This is a genomic window from Actinomadura sp. 6N118 (assembly GCF_044326415.1).
In the GTDB taxonomy this organism is placed as follows: Bacteria; Actinomycetota; Actinomycetes; order Streptosporangiales; family Streptosporangiaceae; genus Spirillospora.
Genome location: NZ_JBIRAZ010000012.1, coordinates 291,772 through 307,901, shown reverse-complemented (window position 1 = coordinate 307,901; position 16,130 = coordinate 291,772). Strand labels below are relative to the sequence as shown.

The 16,130-nt window shown below is 67.8% G+C and carries 15 protein-coding genes and 1 tRNA gene; 6 read left to right on the top strand and 10 right to left on the bottom strand.

From position 1 onward, the window contains the following. Positions 1–180: 180 nt before the first annotated feature. From ACH34W_RS30275 to ACH34W_RS30235, 9 genes are all read right to left on the bottom strand, one after another. A complete protein-coding gene (locus ACH34W_RS30275; RefSeq protein ID WP_395964524.1) occupies positions 181–579 on the bottom strand; it encodes a hypothetical protein in 399 nt (132 codons plus the stop codon). Between the two features lie 171 nt (positions 580–750). Next, entirely contained in the window at positions 751–1,374 is a 624-nt protein-coding gene (locus ACH34W_RS30270; RefSeq protein WP_395964523.1) for an ATP-binding protein, read from the bottom strand. A gap of 63 nt (positions 1,375–1,437) precedes the next feature. Then, complete coding sequence (locus ACH34W_RS30265; RefSeq protein WP_395964522.1) at positions 1,438–2,019, bottom strand: PadR family transcriptional regulator; 582 nt, start codon at positions 2,017–2,019, stop codon at positions 1,438–1,440. 62 nt (positions 2,020–2,081) lie between these two features. Continuing rightward, positions 2,082–4,103 carry an AMP-binding protein gene (locus ACH34W_RS30260; protein WP_395964521.1) on the bottom strand — a complete coding sequence of 674 codons (2,022 nt, stop codon included), beginning with the start codon at positions 4,101–4,103 and terminating at the stop codon, positions 2,082–2,084. Positions 4,104–4,109: 6 nt separating this feature from the next. Then, positions 4,110–5,894 carry an acyl-CoA dehydrogenase family protein gene (locus ACH34W_RS30255; protein WP_395964520.1) on the bottom strand — a complete coding sequence of 595 codons (1,785 nt, stop codon included), beginning with the start codon at positions 5,892–5,894 and terminating at the stop codon, positions 4,110–4,112. A gap of 45 nt (positions 5,895–5,939) precedes the next feature. After that, positions 5,940–6,359 (bottom strand): nuclear transport factor 2 family protein, encoded by a 420-nt coding sequence (locus ACH34W_RS30250; RefSeq protein WP_395964519.1) that lies wholly within the window; start codon positions 6,357–6,359, stop codon positions 5,940–5,942. A 279-nt stretch (positions 6,360–6,638) separates the two neighbouring features. Further along, positions 6,639–7,514 carry an SGNH/GDSL hydrolase family protein gene (locus ACH34W_RS30245; RefSeq protein ID WP_395964518.1) on the bottom strand — a complete coding sequence of 292 codons (876 nt, stop codon included), beginning with the start codon at positions 7,512–7,514 and terminating at the stop codon, positions 6,639–6,641. 166 nt (positions 7,515–7,680) lie between these two features. Further along, positions 7,681–8,313 (bottom strand): SGNH/GDSL hydrolase family protein, encoded by a 633-nt coding sequence (locus tag ACH34W_RS30240; protein ID WP_395964517.1) that lies wholly within the window; start codon positions 8,311–8,313, stop codon positions 7,681–7,683. Continuing rightward, a complete protein-coding gene (locus tag ACH34W_RS30235; protein WP_395964516.1) occupies positions 8,310–8,570 on the bottom strand; it encodes an acyl carrier protein in 261 nt (86 codons plus the stop codon). The genes ACH34W_RS30240 and ACH34W_RS30235 overlap by 4 nt, the downstream gene beginning before the upstream one ends. Positions 8,571–9,129: 559 nt before the next feature. Here ACH34W_RS30235 and ACH34W_RS30230 point away from each other — a divergent pair. Continuing rightward, positions 9,130–10,248 (top strand): glycoside hydrolase family 113, encoded by a 1,119-nt coding sequence (locus ACH34W_RS30230; RefSeq protein ID WP_395964515.1) that lies wholly within the window; start codon positions 9,130–9,132, stop codon positions 10,246–10,248. Positions 10,249–10,335: 87 nt separating this feature from the next. On the opposite strand, the gene ACH34W_RS30225 is transcribed toward ACH34W_RS30230, so the two are convergent. Then, positions 10,336–12,180: a DUF2334 domain-containing protein gene (locus ACH34W_RS30225; protein ID WP_395964514.1), complete on the bottom strand. Its 1,845-nt coding sequence runs from the start codon at positions 12,178–12,180 to the stop codon at positions 10,336–10,338. A 295-nt stretch (positions 12,181–12,475) separates the two neighbouring features. Between ACH34W_RS30225 and ACH34W_RS30220 the strand changes: the two genes are divergently transcribed. The 5 genes from ACH34W_RS30220 to ACH34W_RS30200 all read left to right on the top strand — a co-directional run bounded on the left by ACH34W_RS30220 (position 12,476) and on the right by ACH34W_RS30200 (position 16,064). After that, a complete protein-coding gene (locus ACH34W_RS30220) occupies positions 12,476–12,721 on the top strand; it encodes a hypothetical protein (RefSeq protein WP_395964513.1) in 246 nt (81 codons plus the stop codon). Further along, positions 12,718–14,013 carry a glycosyltransferase family 2 protein gene (locus tag ACH34W_RS30215; RefSeq protein WP_395964512.1) on the top strand — a complete coding sequence of 432 codons (1,296 nt, stop codon included), beginning with the start codon at positions 12,718–12,720 and terminating at the stop codon, positions 14,011–14,013. Before ACH34W_RS30220 ends, ACH34W_RS30215 begins: the two co-directional genes overlap by 4 nt. Positions 14,014–14,107: 94 nt before the next feature. Continuing rightward, entirely contained in the window at positions 14,108–15,274 is a 1,167-nt protein-coding gene (wecB, locus tag ACH34W_RS30210; protein ID WP_395964511.1) for a non-hydrolyzing UDP-N-acetylglucosamine 2-epimerase, read from the top strand. 3 nt (positions 15,275–15,277) lie between these two features. Then, positions 15,278–15,925 carry a family 16 glycoside hydrolase gene (locus ACH34W_RS30205; RefSeq protein ID WP_395964510.1) on the top strand — a complete coding sequence of 216 codons (648 nt, stop codon included), beginning with the start codon at positions 15,278–15,280 and terminating at the stop codon, positions 15,923–15,925. A 65-nt stretch (positions 15,926–15,990) separates the two neighbouring features. Next, positions 15,991–16,064, top strand: a tRNA-Gly gene (locus ACH34W_RS30200). The last annotated feature ends 66 nt before the right edge of the window (positions 16,065–16,130 follow it).

The following is a 16,130-nucleotide window of genomic DNA, read 5'->3' as shown; positions in this document are numbered from 1 at the left end:
GGCCCGCCCTTCGTCTCGATGTCGGGTATTCGAGGTCGGGTCGTACGTCTTTCAAGCCGGGTCGTACGTCGTCGTACGTCGTTCAAGCCGGGTCGTACGTCGTTCGAGTCGGGTCGTACGTCGTTCGAGTCGGGTCGGGCCGGGTCGTGCGAGGCTGAGCGGTCTCGCCGCCCGGGCGGGTCAGCCGGTGGCGGACCAGCCCTCGTGCCCGCCCGACCAGCCCTCATGCCCGCCCGACCAGGTCTCGCCCGCGTTGGCGCGCGCCACCAGCCGGCGGAGCCGGTCAGTGATCATCACGACCGCCTCCGCGTGCCCGCGGGCCGCCTTCTCCCGCGTCGTGTACTGGCCGATGTCGGCGTGCATCGTGAGATCGGAGGCGATGGTCTGCCACAACAGCGGCCGCCCGTTCGCCGCGAATCCTTGGTCGATCACGGTGAACCAGGTCGACACGACCACCACGACCGGGCCGACGCGGATGACGTCCTGCGCGAGCAGGCGTGATCTCACATCGAGCAGCAGTCGCTGTGCCTCGTCCGATGTCGCGGGTCTTCCATCTGCTCGGTACCAGTCCACAGACATCGCATCCACACCCCTATCGCGGACGGTCAGTGCGTCTGCGGGGGCTTTCGGATGCGGCGTACATCGCCATGTAAACGCGCATGATGCTCTTCCGCTCCAGAACCTGGGCTCCCGTTCAACCGGCAGGGCGGGACCGCTAGCCGGCTTGCGGTGAAGGGCTGACGCGGAGCCTTACGGCCACGCGGGCACTTCACACCAGACCGACTTGCCGGCTGAGGTCTGCTCGATGCCGTGCCGTTCCGTGATGATCGCCACCAGGAACCATCCCCTGCCGGTCTCTTCCAGCAGGTTGATGTGGACGGAGCGCGGAAGGACAGGGCTCGGGTCGTGGACCTCGATCCGGAGCCGGGTGCCGACGCGAAGCATGCGCAGGCACAACGTGGCACCGGACGCCGCGGCGTGCTGCACGGCGTTGGTGACCAGTTCGGAGACGAGCACCTCGGCGTCGTCCCGGACATCCGGGATCTGGCAGCCGGTGGTGATCGAACGGCTGAATCCGCGGGCCAGTGGCACGGACGCGTGCGCCGGCGGCAGGTTCAGCTCGCCCAAGAGCACTTGCTGCGGTTCGAGCAGTTCCATTGGCTGGAGCTCCGGGGGCTCCGCCACCGCGAGCACGGCAGGCGGGGCGGCCGCCGTGACCGTGGGGGACGTGGAGGAAGAGAGGGCCCTGACCGCGGCCGCGGACGGCGCGGTGGGCAGGTGCGCCACGTGGGGCGCAATGGGCGCGGCTTGCGCCTCGGCGGGTCGCTCGGCTGTGTCGCTAGGTCGCTCTATCGTGCGGTGTTCGCCCGTCATGAACGCCTCCTCGGCTGGGGCGTGGCGACCGGTTCCCGCGCGGGCGTGGCGTGGGGCCGGGGGTCACGATGGCTTGCCTTCCTCGGCGTGCGCGATTGCTCGGTCGCGCAGCAGTTGGGCAGTGCTCTCGAACCACTCGCGGTTCTCCTGCTCGAATCGGAGCCCACGCAGACACGTCAGGTAGGGCCCGATTGGAGAACCGGTACGCAGATAGGATTCCTCGTCGAGATCACCACGAAGGTGCTCGAGAGTGCGCTCGAAAATTGCGATCTTGGCGGCGGAGGCCAGAGCGCGGTCTTCGAGCTGGGTGATCACGGCGGACATGGAGATGTGATCCACGGCCTGAACCATGACCAGGAGGTTTTCGCGGATGATCCCCGGCTTGGCCGGTACCGCGGCGAAACGTTCCAACTCGTCGATCCCAGCTTGGGTGACGGTGAACACCCGCTTGTTGGGCCGGTCGTGCTGGATGATCCGCCGTCCGATGATCAATCCCTCGGACTCCAGTTTGGTCAGCTCGGCGTAGAGCTGCTGGGGAACAGCGTGCCAGTAGTTGGAGACGGACAGGTCAAAGATCTTGGCCAGCTGGTAACCGCTGTACTCGCCGTCCAGCAGGGCTGCGAGAACCGCGTGACGTAGCGCCATGGCCCGTCTTCTCTCCACTCTGTGCACCGGGTGATCCGTGACTTTATCAGGCAAAGACATACCTAGTCTCGTTTTTGACTAATTTGTTTTGACACATCCGGTTGAAGATCAGTTGCGAGCGTGTTGATCTTCCCGTCCAGCAGGGCCTGCCGAGTGAGCCCACGCTGGATCTTTCCGCTGGTCGTACGGCGAACCGCGCCTCGTCCGGCGAGCACGACGCTGAGCGCCGGCAGGTCGAACGCGCGGGCGACACGGGCCTTGGTCCGGGCCGCCAACTCGCACAGTGGAGTCTCCCCGCCCGGTGCGGTGCTCACCTCCTGCACGATGACGACCTGCTCCATGCCGGTGTCGATCGAGAACGCGGCGCTGTTGCGCGCCTTCGGATTGGCTGCCTGGGCTGCCTCCTCCAGGTCGTGGGCGTGGATGTTGCGCCCGTTGACGATGATCAGATCCTTGATGCGCCCGGTCACGTACAGCTCCCCGTCCACGACGAAGCCGAGGTCGCCCGTACGGAGGTACGGCCCGGCCCCATCCGCGGTGAACGCGTGGAATGTCTCGCTGGTCTGCGCGGGCCTGTTCCAGTAGCCCTTGGCAACGCTGCCGCCGCGCACCCAGATCTCCCCCACACGCCCCGGCGGCCGCACGACCCCGCTCTCCGGCCCGACGATCTGCACGTCCAGCGTGACCGCGCTCCCGTTGCCGACCAGCCGCCGAACGCCTCGTTCAGCGGGGCTGTCCGCGGTGGGCGGGGCGTCGATCGGACGCCGGACGTCTCGTTCTGGCGCGTCGTCCACAGCGGGCGGGTCGTCCACAGCGGGCGGGTCGTCCGCGCCGGGCGGGGCGTCCGCGCCGGGCGGGGCGTCCGCGCCGGGCGGGGCGTCCGCGCCGGGCGGGGCGTCCGCGCCGGGCGGGGCGTCGATCGGGATCGCCTGGTCGTGGGTCAGGGCGTCGGCGTCGAAGTCGCGGACGACGGCGCCGTTGCCGAACGAGGCGCCGGTGATGAGGAGCGTCGTTTCGGCCATGCCGTAGCAGGGCATCCAGACGTCCGGCCGGAACCCGACGGGGCCGAAGCGTTCGACCATCCGCTGCAGCGTCGCGGCGCGGACCGGCTCAGCGCCGTTCTTGGCCGTCCGCAGCGAGCTCAATTCGAGCCCCTCCAGCTGCCGGTCGGTGATCCGCCGCAGGCACAGCTCGTACCCGAAGTTGGGCGCCAGCATGATCGTCGCGCGGTGGCGGGTGACGAGCTCCAGCCACAGGACGGGCCGCTTGATGAACGTGATCGGCGACGTGAACACGTACCGGCACCCGAGGTAGAGCGGCTGCAGGAACTGACCGACCAGGCCCATGTCGTGGTAGTGCGGCACCCAGCCGGTACCGATCGTGTCGGGACAGCCCCGGATGCGGCGCTTGATCTCTTCGGCGTTGTAGAGCAGGTTGCCGTGGGAGACCATCACGCCCTTGGGTTCGCTGGTCGAGCCCGACGTGTACTGCAGGAACGCCAGCGTGTCGGGGCCGATGTCCGGCGTCGACCAGTCGTCGGGGTGGGCACCCACGTCGGTCTCGGTGTCCAGGCATCCGACGTCGCCCGCCAGGCCCGCCTCCGCGAGCCACTTTTCGAGCGGGCCGCGATGCGCACGGTCGGTGAGGACCCAGTGGATGTCGGCGTCCGCGATGATCCGCCGCGTACGGCCCAAGCGGCCGGCGTCGAGCTCGGGCAGCGGAGCCGGTACGGCGAGGACACGGGCGTACAGGCAGCCCAGGAACGCCGTCACGAACTCCAGGCCCTCCGGATAGAGCAACATGACGGCCTTGTCCTGGAGGTTGTACGCCTGCAGGCGCGCGGCCAGCGCACGGGCGCGGCGGTCGAGCTCGGCGAAACCCAGCTCGGTCTCCCGGTACGTCCGGCCGGGTCCGCGTTCTTCGCTGACGAACGTGAAGCAGCGCCGGTCACCGTAGGACGCCGCGTTCTCCTGGACGACGGACACGAATCCGCCGCTGAAGCCCGCATTGAAGCTCGCGCCGAATCTCCCGCTGAATCCCGCGCTGAATCCCGCGCCCCCGGCGAAGCCGTCGCGTGACCGCACGGCGGATCACACCCCGGCCCGCGGGTCGGGCGCGTCTTCGGCGGCGAGGGAGAGCAGCGAGAACCAGCGGCCCTCACCGAACCCCTTGAACATCGCCGACTCGATCACGGGCAGATGGCCCTCGGTCAGCTCGGTATCGGGCTGGACGCGTTGCAGGAGACGCTGCAGGCAGAGCACGAGCCATCCCCCGTCGGCGAACGCTCCGCCGAAGTCGTCCCGGTTGTGCAGCCAGGTCAGCATGCACGAGACCATCGCGTGGATCTCGCAGTATCGCCGCGCCCTTCCCAGCGCCCCGACCGAGGTGGTGTCGCCCTGGGCTGCCAGGACGCCCTCGTGCATGTCTGCGCGCAGGTCGGCGATGCGGGACACGAGGTCGGCGAGCTCTTCCGCCACTCCCGGTGCCGCGTGCACCTTGGCCTCGGTGAGGACTTCGTACGCAGTCGCCTCGAATCGCTGCCCGATCTCGTCCAGGCCCTCGTTCGTGAGCTGGAGCTGCCGGCCGTCGGGGCGCCACGCGGGCGGTATGCGCGTCCAGCGGAACAAGTCCGCGAGCAGCTCGTCCTCGTCGCCCGTGACCTCGGGTGAGGTGACGAGGTACGGCAGCTGCCCGGCGACGTTCGACAGGTTGACGTGCGTGGTGCCCTCGAAGATGCTCGCGATCGCGTGGTCGCGCTGGAGCTTCTGGAAGACCCCATGGGCGACGCCTTCCCGGAGGTAGCCGCGCGCCGCTAGGACCGTGCCAATACTGGCAACGACCTCTTCTCCCAGGACGGGAACGAAGTACTTGACGATGGACGACCACAGGCTGAGGCGTGCGGGGGCGACGGTCAGACTGCGGGTCACCGGGATCGCGACGCACTCGGCGATGAGCAGATCGAGATGCGCCTTGATCAGATGATCGCGGATCACGGGGATCTGGTAGATGTCGGCGCCGTAGAGCGTGCGCTGGCGCGCGTACTCCATCCCGATCCGTACCACCGCGTCGATGGTGCCGACCGACAGCGCCGCGATCGCCGTCCGCGTGATCTGCAGCGTCTTCAGCGTCTGGACGAGGCCGGAACCCTGCCGCCCGATGACCTGGTCGGCCGAAAGCCGCGCACCCGTGAACACGATGCCGCTGAGGTCGTGCCCGCGCAGACCCACCGTCCTGACCGGCGGGAGCACGAACCAGGTCTCGGGATCGAGCTGGTCCTTGTCGACCAGGATGAGGGAGAAGTCCCGGGAGCCCGTGCGTGCGTACGTGGTGACGAAGCGGCCCCGGGTGGCGTTGCCGACCGGCCATTTGGTGCCGGACAGGATCAGCTCACCCTCCTGCCGCTCGGCCTCCGCCTCGCACGCCATGACATCGCTGCCATGGTCGGCCTCGGAGACGCCGAAGCAGGCGAGGGCGCCGCCGAGGACACCCTCGGCGACGGTCCGCTGCTGGTGTTCGTTGCCCCACAACCACACGGGGTTCACGGCCAGCAGCCCGGACCCGTACATCACCGCGAGCGTGACGCTGCGCCGCGAGATGCCCCGGGTGACGAAGAAGAGCTCCTCCAGCGTCGCCAGGCGCCCGCCGAGATGGCACGGCACCAGGTATGCGGGGAACCCCCAGTCTCGTACCGCCGCGACCGCTCCGGACGGCAGTTCGTCGTGCTCTTCGGCTTCCACGATGGCCTGATATGAGAACGGGGCGGCACCATCGTCCATGGGATCACCGAGGTAGGCGTCCAGATCGGCGGCGATCCGGTGCGCCGGACTCAGCGCCGCACGACCCGATCTCGCGCGGACGGGGACCTGGCTTTCCATCTTTCGACTCCCTCTTGCTGGTCTGAGTCAGGCGGATTCGTGCCGTCAGGCGGATTCGTGTCGCTCCATCCGCCGTCCGACGAGCCGCGCGAGTGTCATCGCCGCGGGCAGCGGCCGGACCATGACGGTCAGGCCGGTGACGAGCCCGGCATCGTTGAACCTGATCAGGTCGAGTCCCTGCACGTGCTTGCCCATGACCCGGGCGCTGAAGATCAGCGCCTGCGCCGGCGGGCCGCCGAACCGGCCCGGCCGGCCGGCCGGGGTGGAACCCACCAGTTCGTCGGTGTAGTGGAAGTCCTCGAAGACCTCGAGGAGAACCTGGATCAGCCCGGTGACCGAGTCCCGGCCCTGGTAGGGCTTCACCATCACGGGACTGTGGAACTCGATGGCGGGGTCCAGCGTCCCGGTGATCGCGGCGAGGTCCTTGGACTCCACCGCAGTACGGAATGTTCCAGGAACGGTCACGTTCGCTGCTCCTTTTGCGTGAAGCGACGCCGTTCGGGTGTGCCGGCACCTCCGTGCCGTGCCGGCACTCGCCAGAGTTCGGACGCCGGCCCCTCCGAGGCACCCGCGCCCTTTCGAGCGCCGGCACTTTCGGGACGCCCGCGTCGTGTGGGCGTGCTGCATCGTTGGGAGACCTGCACATTTGTCGGGGAGCGTCGACGCCGCGGGAAGGCGTCGGCAGTTTGGGGACGTCGGGCAGTTTGAGGAACGTCGGCGCGCCGTTGGGAGCGCCGATGCCTTTCAGCTCGCCGAACGCACTGGATGGACGTGACGTGGAGGCCAAGTGGAACGTTGAGGCCATGGGGCTGGCGGCCATGGAGGGTAGGCCGCGGGCGAGGAAACGGCCAGGGCCAAGTCGCGCGCCCAGACCCGGTAGCCGGCCGGTGACGGATGAAACCCGTCGGAGGCGAAGAGCCGGCGGTCGCGCGCCATTCCTTCGTCCATGGGCACGTGGTAGGCACCGTGCGCGTGCGTGACCTCCCGCATGATCCTGTCCATGGCCCGCGCCTGGGCGCCCAGCATCATGCGCAGCGGTTGCGGGATCGCGGGAAACCGGTGAACGGGCGGCATCCCCGCGACGACCACGCTGGCATGGTGATATCTGCCGCGCAGGGCGGTGATGAGCTCGGACAGGTCGGCGGCCCAGCGTTCCAGGGGGCGGCGCCGGATCAGGTCGTTGATCCCGACGGTGACCACCACAAGGTCCGGACCAAAGCCGTTCGAACCGTTCGAGGCGGAGCCGTTCGAGGAGAAGCCGTTCGAAGTCGGAACCAGATCGGTGATGACCCTGCGGACCGTGGCGCCGTTCTTGCCGTTGACCGACCAGGCGACACTGCGGTGGAGATGATGGCACAGGGCGTCGGCGAGGAAGCCCGGCAACGCTTCGGCATGCGCTGAGGCGCCCACTCCCGCGGCCGTGGACTCACCGATCACGAGAAGGCGGAACGCGGGTGCGGAGCCGGTGGTGACGCCGGTCTCGGCGCCGGTCGCCGGGTCGAGCCGCGGCGTGTTACGGGCCGTCCGGCGAGCCTGCACGAGCAGGATCGGCGCGAGCAGCAGGAACATCATCGACTGCGTGATGCGGGTGACGTGGGCGAAGGAGAATGGTCTCTTCATCTCTAACCCCAGACGGTGACTGTCCCCCGAGGATCAGGTCGTCCGCTCAGCTCGCCGCGCGAAAAGGATCGTGAACACTGATCGTTCGCTCGGATCGTTGTTGAAGATCGGCCAGGCCGGTCATCGATATCGATCGTTCGCGTGGATCGTCGGGTCGATCATCGGTTCAGATCGTTCGCGCGCTGAGCAGGTCTCTGGCGATGTCCGCGATCACCTCCGCGACATAGGCGTGCCCATCAGAATTAAGGTGGATTCCATCTGGACTCCAGAGCGACGGGTGGTCAACTCTGGGCACCGCTTCCGGCGGGAGAAATGTCATCCCGCAGGCCTTCGCACTCCGGCTGAGTGCGTCGTTGAACTCGTGAATTCGTTGCTGCACACGTTTCTTTCTGAAGTCGGACATCAGGCCGCGGTAGAGCAGCGGGGGGTGCGGTACGGGGGCGGCGATGGCCGCTGCGCCCATGCGCGCGGACCAGTCGAAGACCTCCTCGAGGCGGTCCGCGACGTCGGCGTTCTGGAACCCGTTGAGCGCGTCGTTCATGCCGCAGTTGATCACCACCAGGCCGGGCCGGAGGTGCGCGACCGCGGGCAGTTGGTCCCGGACCACATCCGCGATGACCGCGCCCACCCGCGCCGCGTTCGCGATGTGTCCGCGCGGCATGTCCAGGTGAGCCGCGAGGCGGCCGGCCCACCCGATCCAGCCTCCGGACGGGTCTGGGTCGTTCTGCCCCACGGCGACGCTGTCACCGAAGACCACCAGGTGGCGGCGTGCGGTGTAGTCGTCGGGCCAGCCGTTCATCGGCCGATGAGGTCGAGCAGGTAGCCGGTCAGCGAGTCGACCGTCTCCCGGCGGCGCGCCTCGTCCAGATCGACCTCCACCTGGAGGTGGTCTTCGATGTCGCTGATGATGCTGATTGCGTAGACCGAGTCGACGCCGTAGCGGGCCAGCTCGACCGCGGGGTCGATGCTTTCGGCCGGCTTGTCGAGGTAGAAAGCGATCCTGTCAATGAGCCACGTTTGAAGCTCACCGTTGGAAATTGTTGTCGCGTTGCCCACAGCGTTCCTCCTTTACCCGGTACGGGCTTTGAATCGATCGCGGTGGCCACCGGAGGACGAGCACAACGCAACATACAGCCAAACCAATGCCCCGTACACACCCCCAAAGTTAACTACGTGAAACAGCTGTTCTGCCGTCTTGTAAATCGATCCGTCACCGTCGGAATAAAGGGCAGTGGAATATTCCGGGCTCACAGTTCCAATACCTGGCTTGGATCGACCACAGTCAGCTACGAAGCTGGCTAGGCTCGACCACAGTCAGCTACGGACCTCCCGAACGCCACAGAGATCCGGTTGCACACCGGCAGGCCACGTCACCCCACGGACCAGCGATAACCCTCGAATCAAGCGTCCCGATAGATCGGCTCGGAGGGATCTGTAGGCCCCCAAACGGCGTGCCCCACTGGGGGTATTTGGGACACGGTCGACCACGCAAGTGACGGCTACTCCCCGTACCACCGACTGTCTCCACAGTCACAGTCGCCTCGGGCCCTTGGCCGGATCGGGTCGTGTAAGTCTTACGCCTAGGCCATATACGGATGCTGCAATGGGGCGGGTGATGGGGAGAGAACGCGGCCGGGCGGCCGGCCTGTTGATCATCCTGGGGATCGTCGCCGCGTGCTCGACCTCCGGCACCGGATCCGGTAAAAAATCACCGCAACCCGGTCAGCCGGGCGCCGGGAGTCCAGGTGCGTCCAACTCGGGCACGTCCAACTCGGGCGCGGCCGGTGCCGGCGAGGGAGTTGAGGAGCGGCGCGGCATCGTCCTCCCCTCGTGGAACACCGACGACTACGCGAGCCCCGCCGCGCGTTCCTACGTCCAGGCGATCGCGGCGACCGGCGCACGCTGGATCCAGCTCAATCCGACCTGGTATCAGGACTCACCGCAGGCGGCCGACCTGCACACGACGGAGGAGACGGCGAGCGACGCCAGCCTCCGGCACATCATCGGCCTCGCACGGCGAGCCGGGCTCAAGGTGCTGCTGAAGCCGCACGTCAACCTGCCCGGCGACCAAGACCGCTCGGCGATCCGGCCGCGGAAGGGTGACCGCGCCCGCTGGTACGCCGCGTACACCCGGTTCGTCGTGCGCTACGCCGACCTGGCGCGCGAGACCGGCGTCGCCGAGCTGGCGGTGGGGACCGAGCTGGCCGGGATGTCGGGCGACCGTGCCGGCTGGCTCGCGCTGGTGCGGTCGGTGCGGGCGCACTTCCGCGGACCACTGGTGTACGCGGCGAACTACGACGAGTTTGAGAACGTCGCGTTCTGGGACGCCGTCGACCTGATCGGCATCGACGCGTACTGGCCGCTGGCCCCGCGCGCCACCACCGACGTCGCCGCGCTGCGCCGCGCCTGGCGGCCGATCCTCGACAAGGTCGGGCGCTTCGCAGCCGAACGGCGGCGGCCCGTCCTGTTCACCGAGGCGGGGTACGTGAGCCAGCGCGGCACGACGACCGAGCCGTACGCGTGGGATCTGAGCAAGACGAACGGCAACGCCGAGCAGGCGGCGGCCTACGAGGCCCTGCTCGCGAGCTGCGCGGGACGGCCGTGGTGGGCGGGCGTTCATTGGTGGATGTGGGACGACTGGCCGGACGCCGCCGAAACTCCGCCAGACCTCGCGTACAGCCCACATGGAAAGCCCGCCGAACACGTCCTACGCCGCTGGTGGCAGCGCAGTTGAGGTTTGGCGCTTGCTGGTGGCGCGCCAGGTTGTGTTGGTGCGCCACCAGCGGTTGGGCGAGTGGGGTTTACCGGCTCTCGGGTGCGGTCACGGAATCAGGGTTGCGGGATCGACGAATGTGTAGCCGAGGTTGCGGATCCCGCGGACGATCTCGCGTAGCGGTGCCACCGGGTAGTACGGGTGGTAGAAGGTGCTGGCGAAGCCGTCGCGGACGGCCAGGTTGTAGCGGGCCGCGCGGATGATGTCGGCGGGGAATCGGGCCGGATGGTTGTTCTGCGACTCGGGCTCGTAGTTGCCGAGGTTCTCTGGCAGCACGGTCGCGCCGTTGATGTCACGGACGGGGTACGGGAAGAACTGGCCGATGTAGCGCTGACCGTCGATCGGCCCGCCGGAGAGCTGGCCCGAGAAGAAGAGGCTGCGTTCCAGGCGTGCGGCGTAGTGCTGCTTGATGACGCCGTAGTCCAGTGCCGACGCGGCATAGTGCGGAGTCGTCCAGATTGTCGGCACCGGCAGCCCGACCGGCCCGTACTCCGCCTTGCCCGCCGCTAGCCGGCCGTCCACCCAGGTCTCGGAGTCCTCCGGCGCCGGACCGTCGAAGATCACGTAGCCGTCGGCGTTGACGTGCGCCCGGAAGAACTCGAAGTCGTCGCCGCTGACGCCGTTGTAGGGATTGGCCACGTCCTTGTACTGGTGCGTGTAGCCGTGGGCGACGATGCGGCCGCCGTTGGCGAGCATGTATTTCAGCGCGTTCACGACCAGCGGACGTTGCGCCAGCGTGACGGTCTCCGGCACCCCGTCGTTGTACTCGCCGTTCGGGTCGGTGTAGACGGGGATCACCTGGAAGGCGTACGGGATGCGCTGGCCGGCCAGGTAGCGGGCGATGTTCATCAGCTGGTTGGGATCGCTGTTCGGGCTGATGTCCTCCAGCCGGAGGATCGCGCGGTGCCGGGTGGGCGTGCTCGGCGCGAGCGCGTCGAACAGCAGGTCGTGCCAGGCGATGATCCGGTCGGTCTCGTTGACGTAGGAGTACGGGATCTCGCCGAGGTAGGTGAGGTTGGACGACCGCAGCGCCCACGGGAACGTCGTGGCCGGCGTGGTGCTGATGTCGTTGGCGATAGCGAGCGGCGTCACGAGGGACGGGTTGGTGACGTACGGCCGCAGGACGCCGTTGTCGCCGCCGTCCGGAACGGTCCGGGTCAGCGGCTGGGTCTTGTAGTCGACCCGCGTGATGTCTCCGATCGGGTCGAAGTAGGAGTTGGTCGGGTCCCATCCGTACTTGGCCGTGAAATTGGCGGTACCAATCTTGTTGGCCAGCGTCCAGATGTTGTCGTTGATCCAGATGATGGGCTTGGCCGTGGTGGCGACGTCGCTGTAGAAGGCGTCCGGGATGGCGTCGGGGATGGCGCCGCCGTAGTAGGTCGAGCCGATGTAGATCGTCGCGGTGTGCTGTTCGACCTGGCCGGCGGAGTACTGCGAGACCGGCTTGGCGGTGACCTCTCCGAAACGCCCGGCCAGGTTGGCCGTGGCCATCCCGTACAGCTCGCCCAGGAACCCGTACGGCCCGGCCGTGTCGTAAAGGATCAGCGCTGAGGTCGCGTCGGCGGCACGCGCGGTCGGGCTGGCGGCGCGCGCGGTCGGGCTAGCGGCGCGCGCGGTCGGGCCGGCCGCCTTCGAGGTGATCTTCAGACCGGGGATCGGCTTGATCGCCCGGGGATTCCTGCGCCGTTGCTTGTCGGCGCTGATCTGCTGCTTGGCCCAGTCCTTGAGCTTGAGCGCGGGCGACGGCGTCCGCAGCATCTTCTCGCCGTGGCCCCGCTCCCCCCGACGGTCCGCCGCCCCGGCGCCGGAACCGGCCACGATCCCGAACGCGAAGATCATCACCAGGGCCGTCAGCAGCGCCGCTGCTCTCCGGCTTCGCCATCGCATCCTCATGAAGTGCCCCTCCACCCTTGCTGGAACGAGGTAATGAGAAATGTGGTCGGCGGTCCCAACAAGGCATGAAGTTCGGGTTAAACAAAACTCGATCTTGGCTTGCCGAGCCACGCCACCATGTGTTCACTCTCCCCCGACTTTGCACGGACTTTACTTCGGGATACGGTGCCTTCGGAACAGCCAAGAAGCCCCGATTCGGAGCGTAACGGGGAAGTCCTGCATTGGACGTAGACGACCTACGTATTCTGCGGGATTCCAGCTCGATGAAGGGCAGAGGGACCGGGGGAACCGTGCGGTGTACGTCAAGTTGTCGGTCAGTACATTTCTCATCTTCGCGGGAATCGTCGCGCCGCCGGGCGCCACGCCTGCGGCCAAGGTCGCGCGCGTTCTTCTGCAGGTGACCGGGATGGGATTCGGCATCTACTGTGTGGCCGCTATCGGCCTTTTTCTCGCCGGGGTCTGCGTTCGCGTGCGGGGACGGATGACCGGGGATCCGGCGGGGCGCGCGGGCCATGACCGGGCCACGGGGGACCATCCATGACCGGATCCTTGACCCTTACCATCGACAGCCTGACCAGTGTCTTCGAGCCAGTGACGAGCGGGCGGATCGCGGTGGGGGGCAGTCTGGCGATCATCGTCCTCGCCGTCTCGTACAACAGCGGAATGTTTGCGCTGTCGCGCCGCCGCACTGGAAAACCCCTCACCTCGACCGGCTCGCGCACCTATGTTTTCCTGCTCGCCTGCCTGAACGAGGAAAAGGTGATCACCGAAAGTCTGGCACGGATTATCCGTCTTCCGCTGGACGACTGGCTGGTGCTCGTGGTGGACGACGCGTCCGATGACGGAACGGCGGCGGCCGTCCGGGACATGGCGTCACCACACGTACATCTCTACACACGTGAATTTCCGGACGCCCGCAAGGGAAAAGGTGCCGCACTCAATGCGGGTCTGCGCTGGCTCCGTAAATCGGACCTGCTAGACGGCAAAGATCCGAACGATATCATCGTCTGCGTCGTGGACGCGGACGGCCGCCTCGACGGCCATGCGGTGGAACAGGTCGACCCGTTCTTCGACGATCCGAAAATCGGCGCGGTCCAGGTCGGCGTACGCATGTACAACCGTCGCCAGCGCCTGCTGGCCCGCCTCCAGGACATGGAATTCGTCGTCTACGGCGAGATATTCCAGAACGCGCGACGCCATCTCGGCAGCGTCGGGATGGGCGGGAACGGCCAGTTCATGCGGCTCGCCGCGCTGGAGTCGCTGCCGGGCAAGCCGTGGAGCGACTGCCTCACCGAGGATCTCGACCTGGGTGTGCGTCTGCTCGCCGCAGGCTGGGTCAACGGCTTCTGCCCCACGGCAGCCGTTCACCAGCAGGCCGTGCTCACGCTCGGCCGGTTGCTCCGGCAGCGGTCCCGGTGGTTCCAGGGACATCTCCAGGCGTTCCGGCTGGTCCCTTTGATCCTGCGGCGGCTCCCCGCCCGGTCCGCGATCGACCTGATCTACCACCTGTCCAGCCCGGCGCTGCTGCTGCTCACCTCGTTGTTGCCGATCGCATTCATGATCATGCTCGGGGACACGGTCGTCGCGTCGTTCCAGGCAGGGCACAGCCTGCTCTCGCCCTGGTGGCTCCCCTGGTTCTACCTGATGACGTTCAGCATGGCCGCCGCCTATGCGTTCGTCTATCGCAAGCGCGAGCCCGTGAGCTGGGCCTTCGCCCTCATGCTCGGGCACATCTACGTGATCTACGGCTACATCTGGTTCGTCTCCGGCTGGTGGGCCCTGGCACGCGCCCTCACCGGCAAGCACACCTGGCTCAAGACCGCTCGAACGTGAGCGGCCCCTCCCCGGCGCGGCCTCGACCGGCGCCGCGCCCTGACCCCTGCGGTCTTCGCGCTCCCCGCCGCCCTTGTCGAAGAGGAGCCACCTCATGTCCATGATCGAACCTGACCTGAACGTGATCTCCGACGGCCCGATCCGGGCGATGGTCGTCCTCGGCACCCGGCCCGAGGCGATCAAGCTGGCCCCGGTCGTGCGCGCGATGAACGCCTCGTCCGCGTTCGACCCGATCATCGTGAACAGCGGCCAGCACCGCGAGATGCTCCTGCCGATGTTGCGCATCCTCGGCATCGAGGCGGGCACCGACCTCGCCGTCATGCGGGACCGGCAGCGGCTGTCCGAGCTGACCGGCCGCCTGGTGAACGCGCTCGACGCGGCCATCGCCGACCGGCGGCCCGACCTGGTGATCGTGCAGGGCGACACCACCACGGCGCTGTGCGGCGCGCTGGCCGCCGCGTACGAGCGCATCCCCGTCGCGCACGTCGAGGCGGGGCTCCGCACCGGCAACCTCGCCAATCCCTTCCCCGAAGAACTCAACCGCCAGCTGATCGGCCGCATCGCCCGCTGGCATTTCACCCCCACGGCCCGCGCCGCCGGGCATCTGCACGCCGAGGGCATCCCCGAACGCCACGTGATCACAACGGGCAACACGGTCATCGACAACCTGCACTGGATGCTCGCTCAGGACGAGGGCAAGCCCGCCTTCCGCACCGATGGCCTCCGCATCCTCGTCACGCTGCACCGCCGCGAGAGCCAGGGCGCCGGCATGCGCGAACTCGCCGGGGTCCTCCGCAGCCTCGCCGACCGCGGCGACTGCGAGGTGCTCCTGCCGCTCCACAAGAGCCCCGCCGTCCGCGAATCGCTCCTCCCCACCCTCAAAGACCACCCCGGCGTCACCATCTGCGAGCCCCTCGACTATCCCGACTTCGCCGCGACCCTAGCGGCGTGCGATCTGGTTTTGACAGACTCGGGCGGTGTCCAAGAGGAGGCTCCCAGTCTGGGCAAGCCCGTCCTTGTCCTGCGCGCCACCACCGAACGCCCCGAGGCGATCGAAGCGGGAGTCGCCCGCCTCGTCGGCACTGAATCGACCCGCGTCCTGGCCGCCGCCACCCGTCTCCTTGACGACCCCGCCGAACGAGCCGGCATGGCCAGGGCCGTCAACCCGTTCGGCGACGGCAAGGCCTCAAACCGCATCGTCACGACCCTCATCCGCGACTGCCTGCGCCCGGACACCCTTGTCGTCCCGGCCCTCGACTGAGGCATGACGAACCGCCGCTGGCCCCTAGCCCTGGCGCTGACGGCTGCCCTCACCGCCGTGGCCGTCGTCGTCGTGCCCGACTACGGCGACACCGACTTCGTGCAGTGGCGCGACGACACGGTCCACGGTTCCTGGCGAGCCGTCTACGACGGCCACGGCCGCAACGGCATCCGCGACGGCGTGATCACCCTGCGCCCCCAGCCATCGACAACCCCCACCGAGACCCACGCAGGCTTGATCGTCTCCCTGAACTCCTACGAAAACCCCAGCTTCCGCCTCCGCGTCCGCACCGTCGCCCAACTCCGCAACGTCCGCCCCAACCCGTGGGAATCAGCCTGGGTGATCTGGCACTACACCGACGATCACCACTTCTACTACCTGGCCCTCAAGCCCAACGGCTGGGAACTGGGCAAACGCGACCCCGCCTACCCCGGCGGCCAACGCTTCCTGGCCACCGGCCTTCCACCGTTCGCCCTCAAACGCTGGTACGACATCCGCGTAGACCAGAAGAACACGACCATGACCGCCCGCGCCAACGGCCGCACCCTCACAACCTTCACCGACACCGAACGCCCCTACACCAAGGGCTCGGTAGGCCTCTACACCGAAGACGCCGAGGTCGAGTTCCGCAACATCAGGGCCCGCGGCTGACGACACAACCGCCCCGGAAACCCGGTACGCTACGGCATGGTGATCGGGCCCAACACCCGACCCACGCGGGCGTAGCTCAATGGTAGAGCCCCAGTCTTCCAAACTGGCTACGCGGGTTCGATTCCCGTCGCCCGCTCCAGACTCTCTCCAGGTCAGACGCATGATCAGAGCATGAGCGATCTTGCTTCAAGATCAGGAGTCTCGA

Coding starts and splice junctions, on each gene's coding strand:
- ACH34W_RS30265 (WP_395964522.1), bottom strand. CDS start 2,019: ATGGCGCTACGTCACGCGGTTCTCGCAGCCCTGCTGGACGGCGAGTAC.
- ACH34W_RS30245 (WP_395964518.1), bottom strand. CDS start 7,514: ATGAAGAGACCATTCTCCTTCGCCCACGTCACCCGCATCACGCAGTCG.
- ACH34W_RS30205 (WP_395964510.1), top strand. CDS start 15,278: ATGACGAACCGCCGCTGGCCCCTAGCCCTGGCGCTGACGGCTGCCCTC.
- ACH34W_RS30225 (WP_395964514.1), bottom strand. CDS start 12,180: ATGAGGATGCGATGGCGAAGCCGGAGAGCAGCGGCGCTGCTGACGGCC.
- ACH34W_RS30255 (WP_395964520.1), bottom strand. CDS start 5,894: ATGGAAAGCCAGGTCCCCGTCCGCGCGAGATCGGGTCGTGCGGCGCTG.
- ACH34W_RS30215 (WP_395964512.1), top strand. CDS start 12,718: ATGACCGGATCCTTGACCCTTACCATCGACAGCCTGACCAGTGTCTTC.
- ACH34W_RS30230 (WP_395964515.1), top strand. CDS start 9,130: ATGGGGAGAGAACGCGGCCGGGCGGCCGGCCTGTTGATCATCCTGGGG.
- ACH34W_RS30275 (WP_395964524.1), bottom strand. CDS start 579: ATGTCTGTGGACTGGTACCGAGCAGATGGAAGACCCGCGACATCGGAC.
- ACH34W_RS30240 (WP_395964517.1), bottom strand. CDS start 8,313: ATGAACGGCTGGCCCGACGACTACACCGCACGCCGCCACCTGGTGGTC.
- wecB (WP_395964511.1), top strand. CDS start 14,108: ATGTCCATGATCGAACCTGACCTGAACGTGATCTCCGACGGCCCGATC.
- ACH34W_RS30270 (WP_395964523.1), bottom strand. CDS start 1,374: ATGACGGGCGAACACCGCACGATAGAGCGACCTAGCGACACAGCCGAG.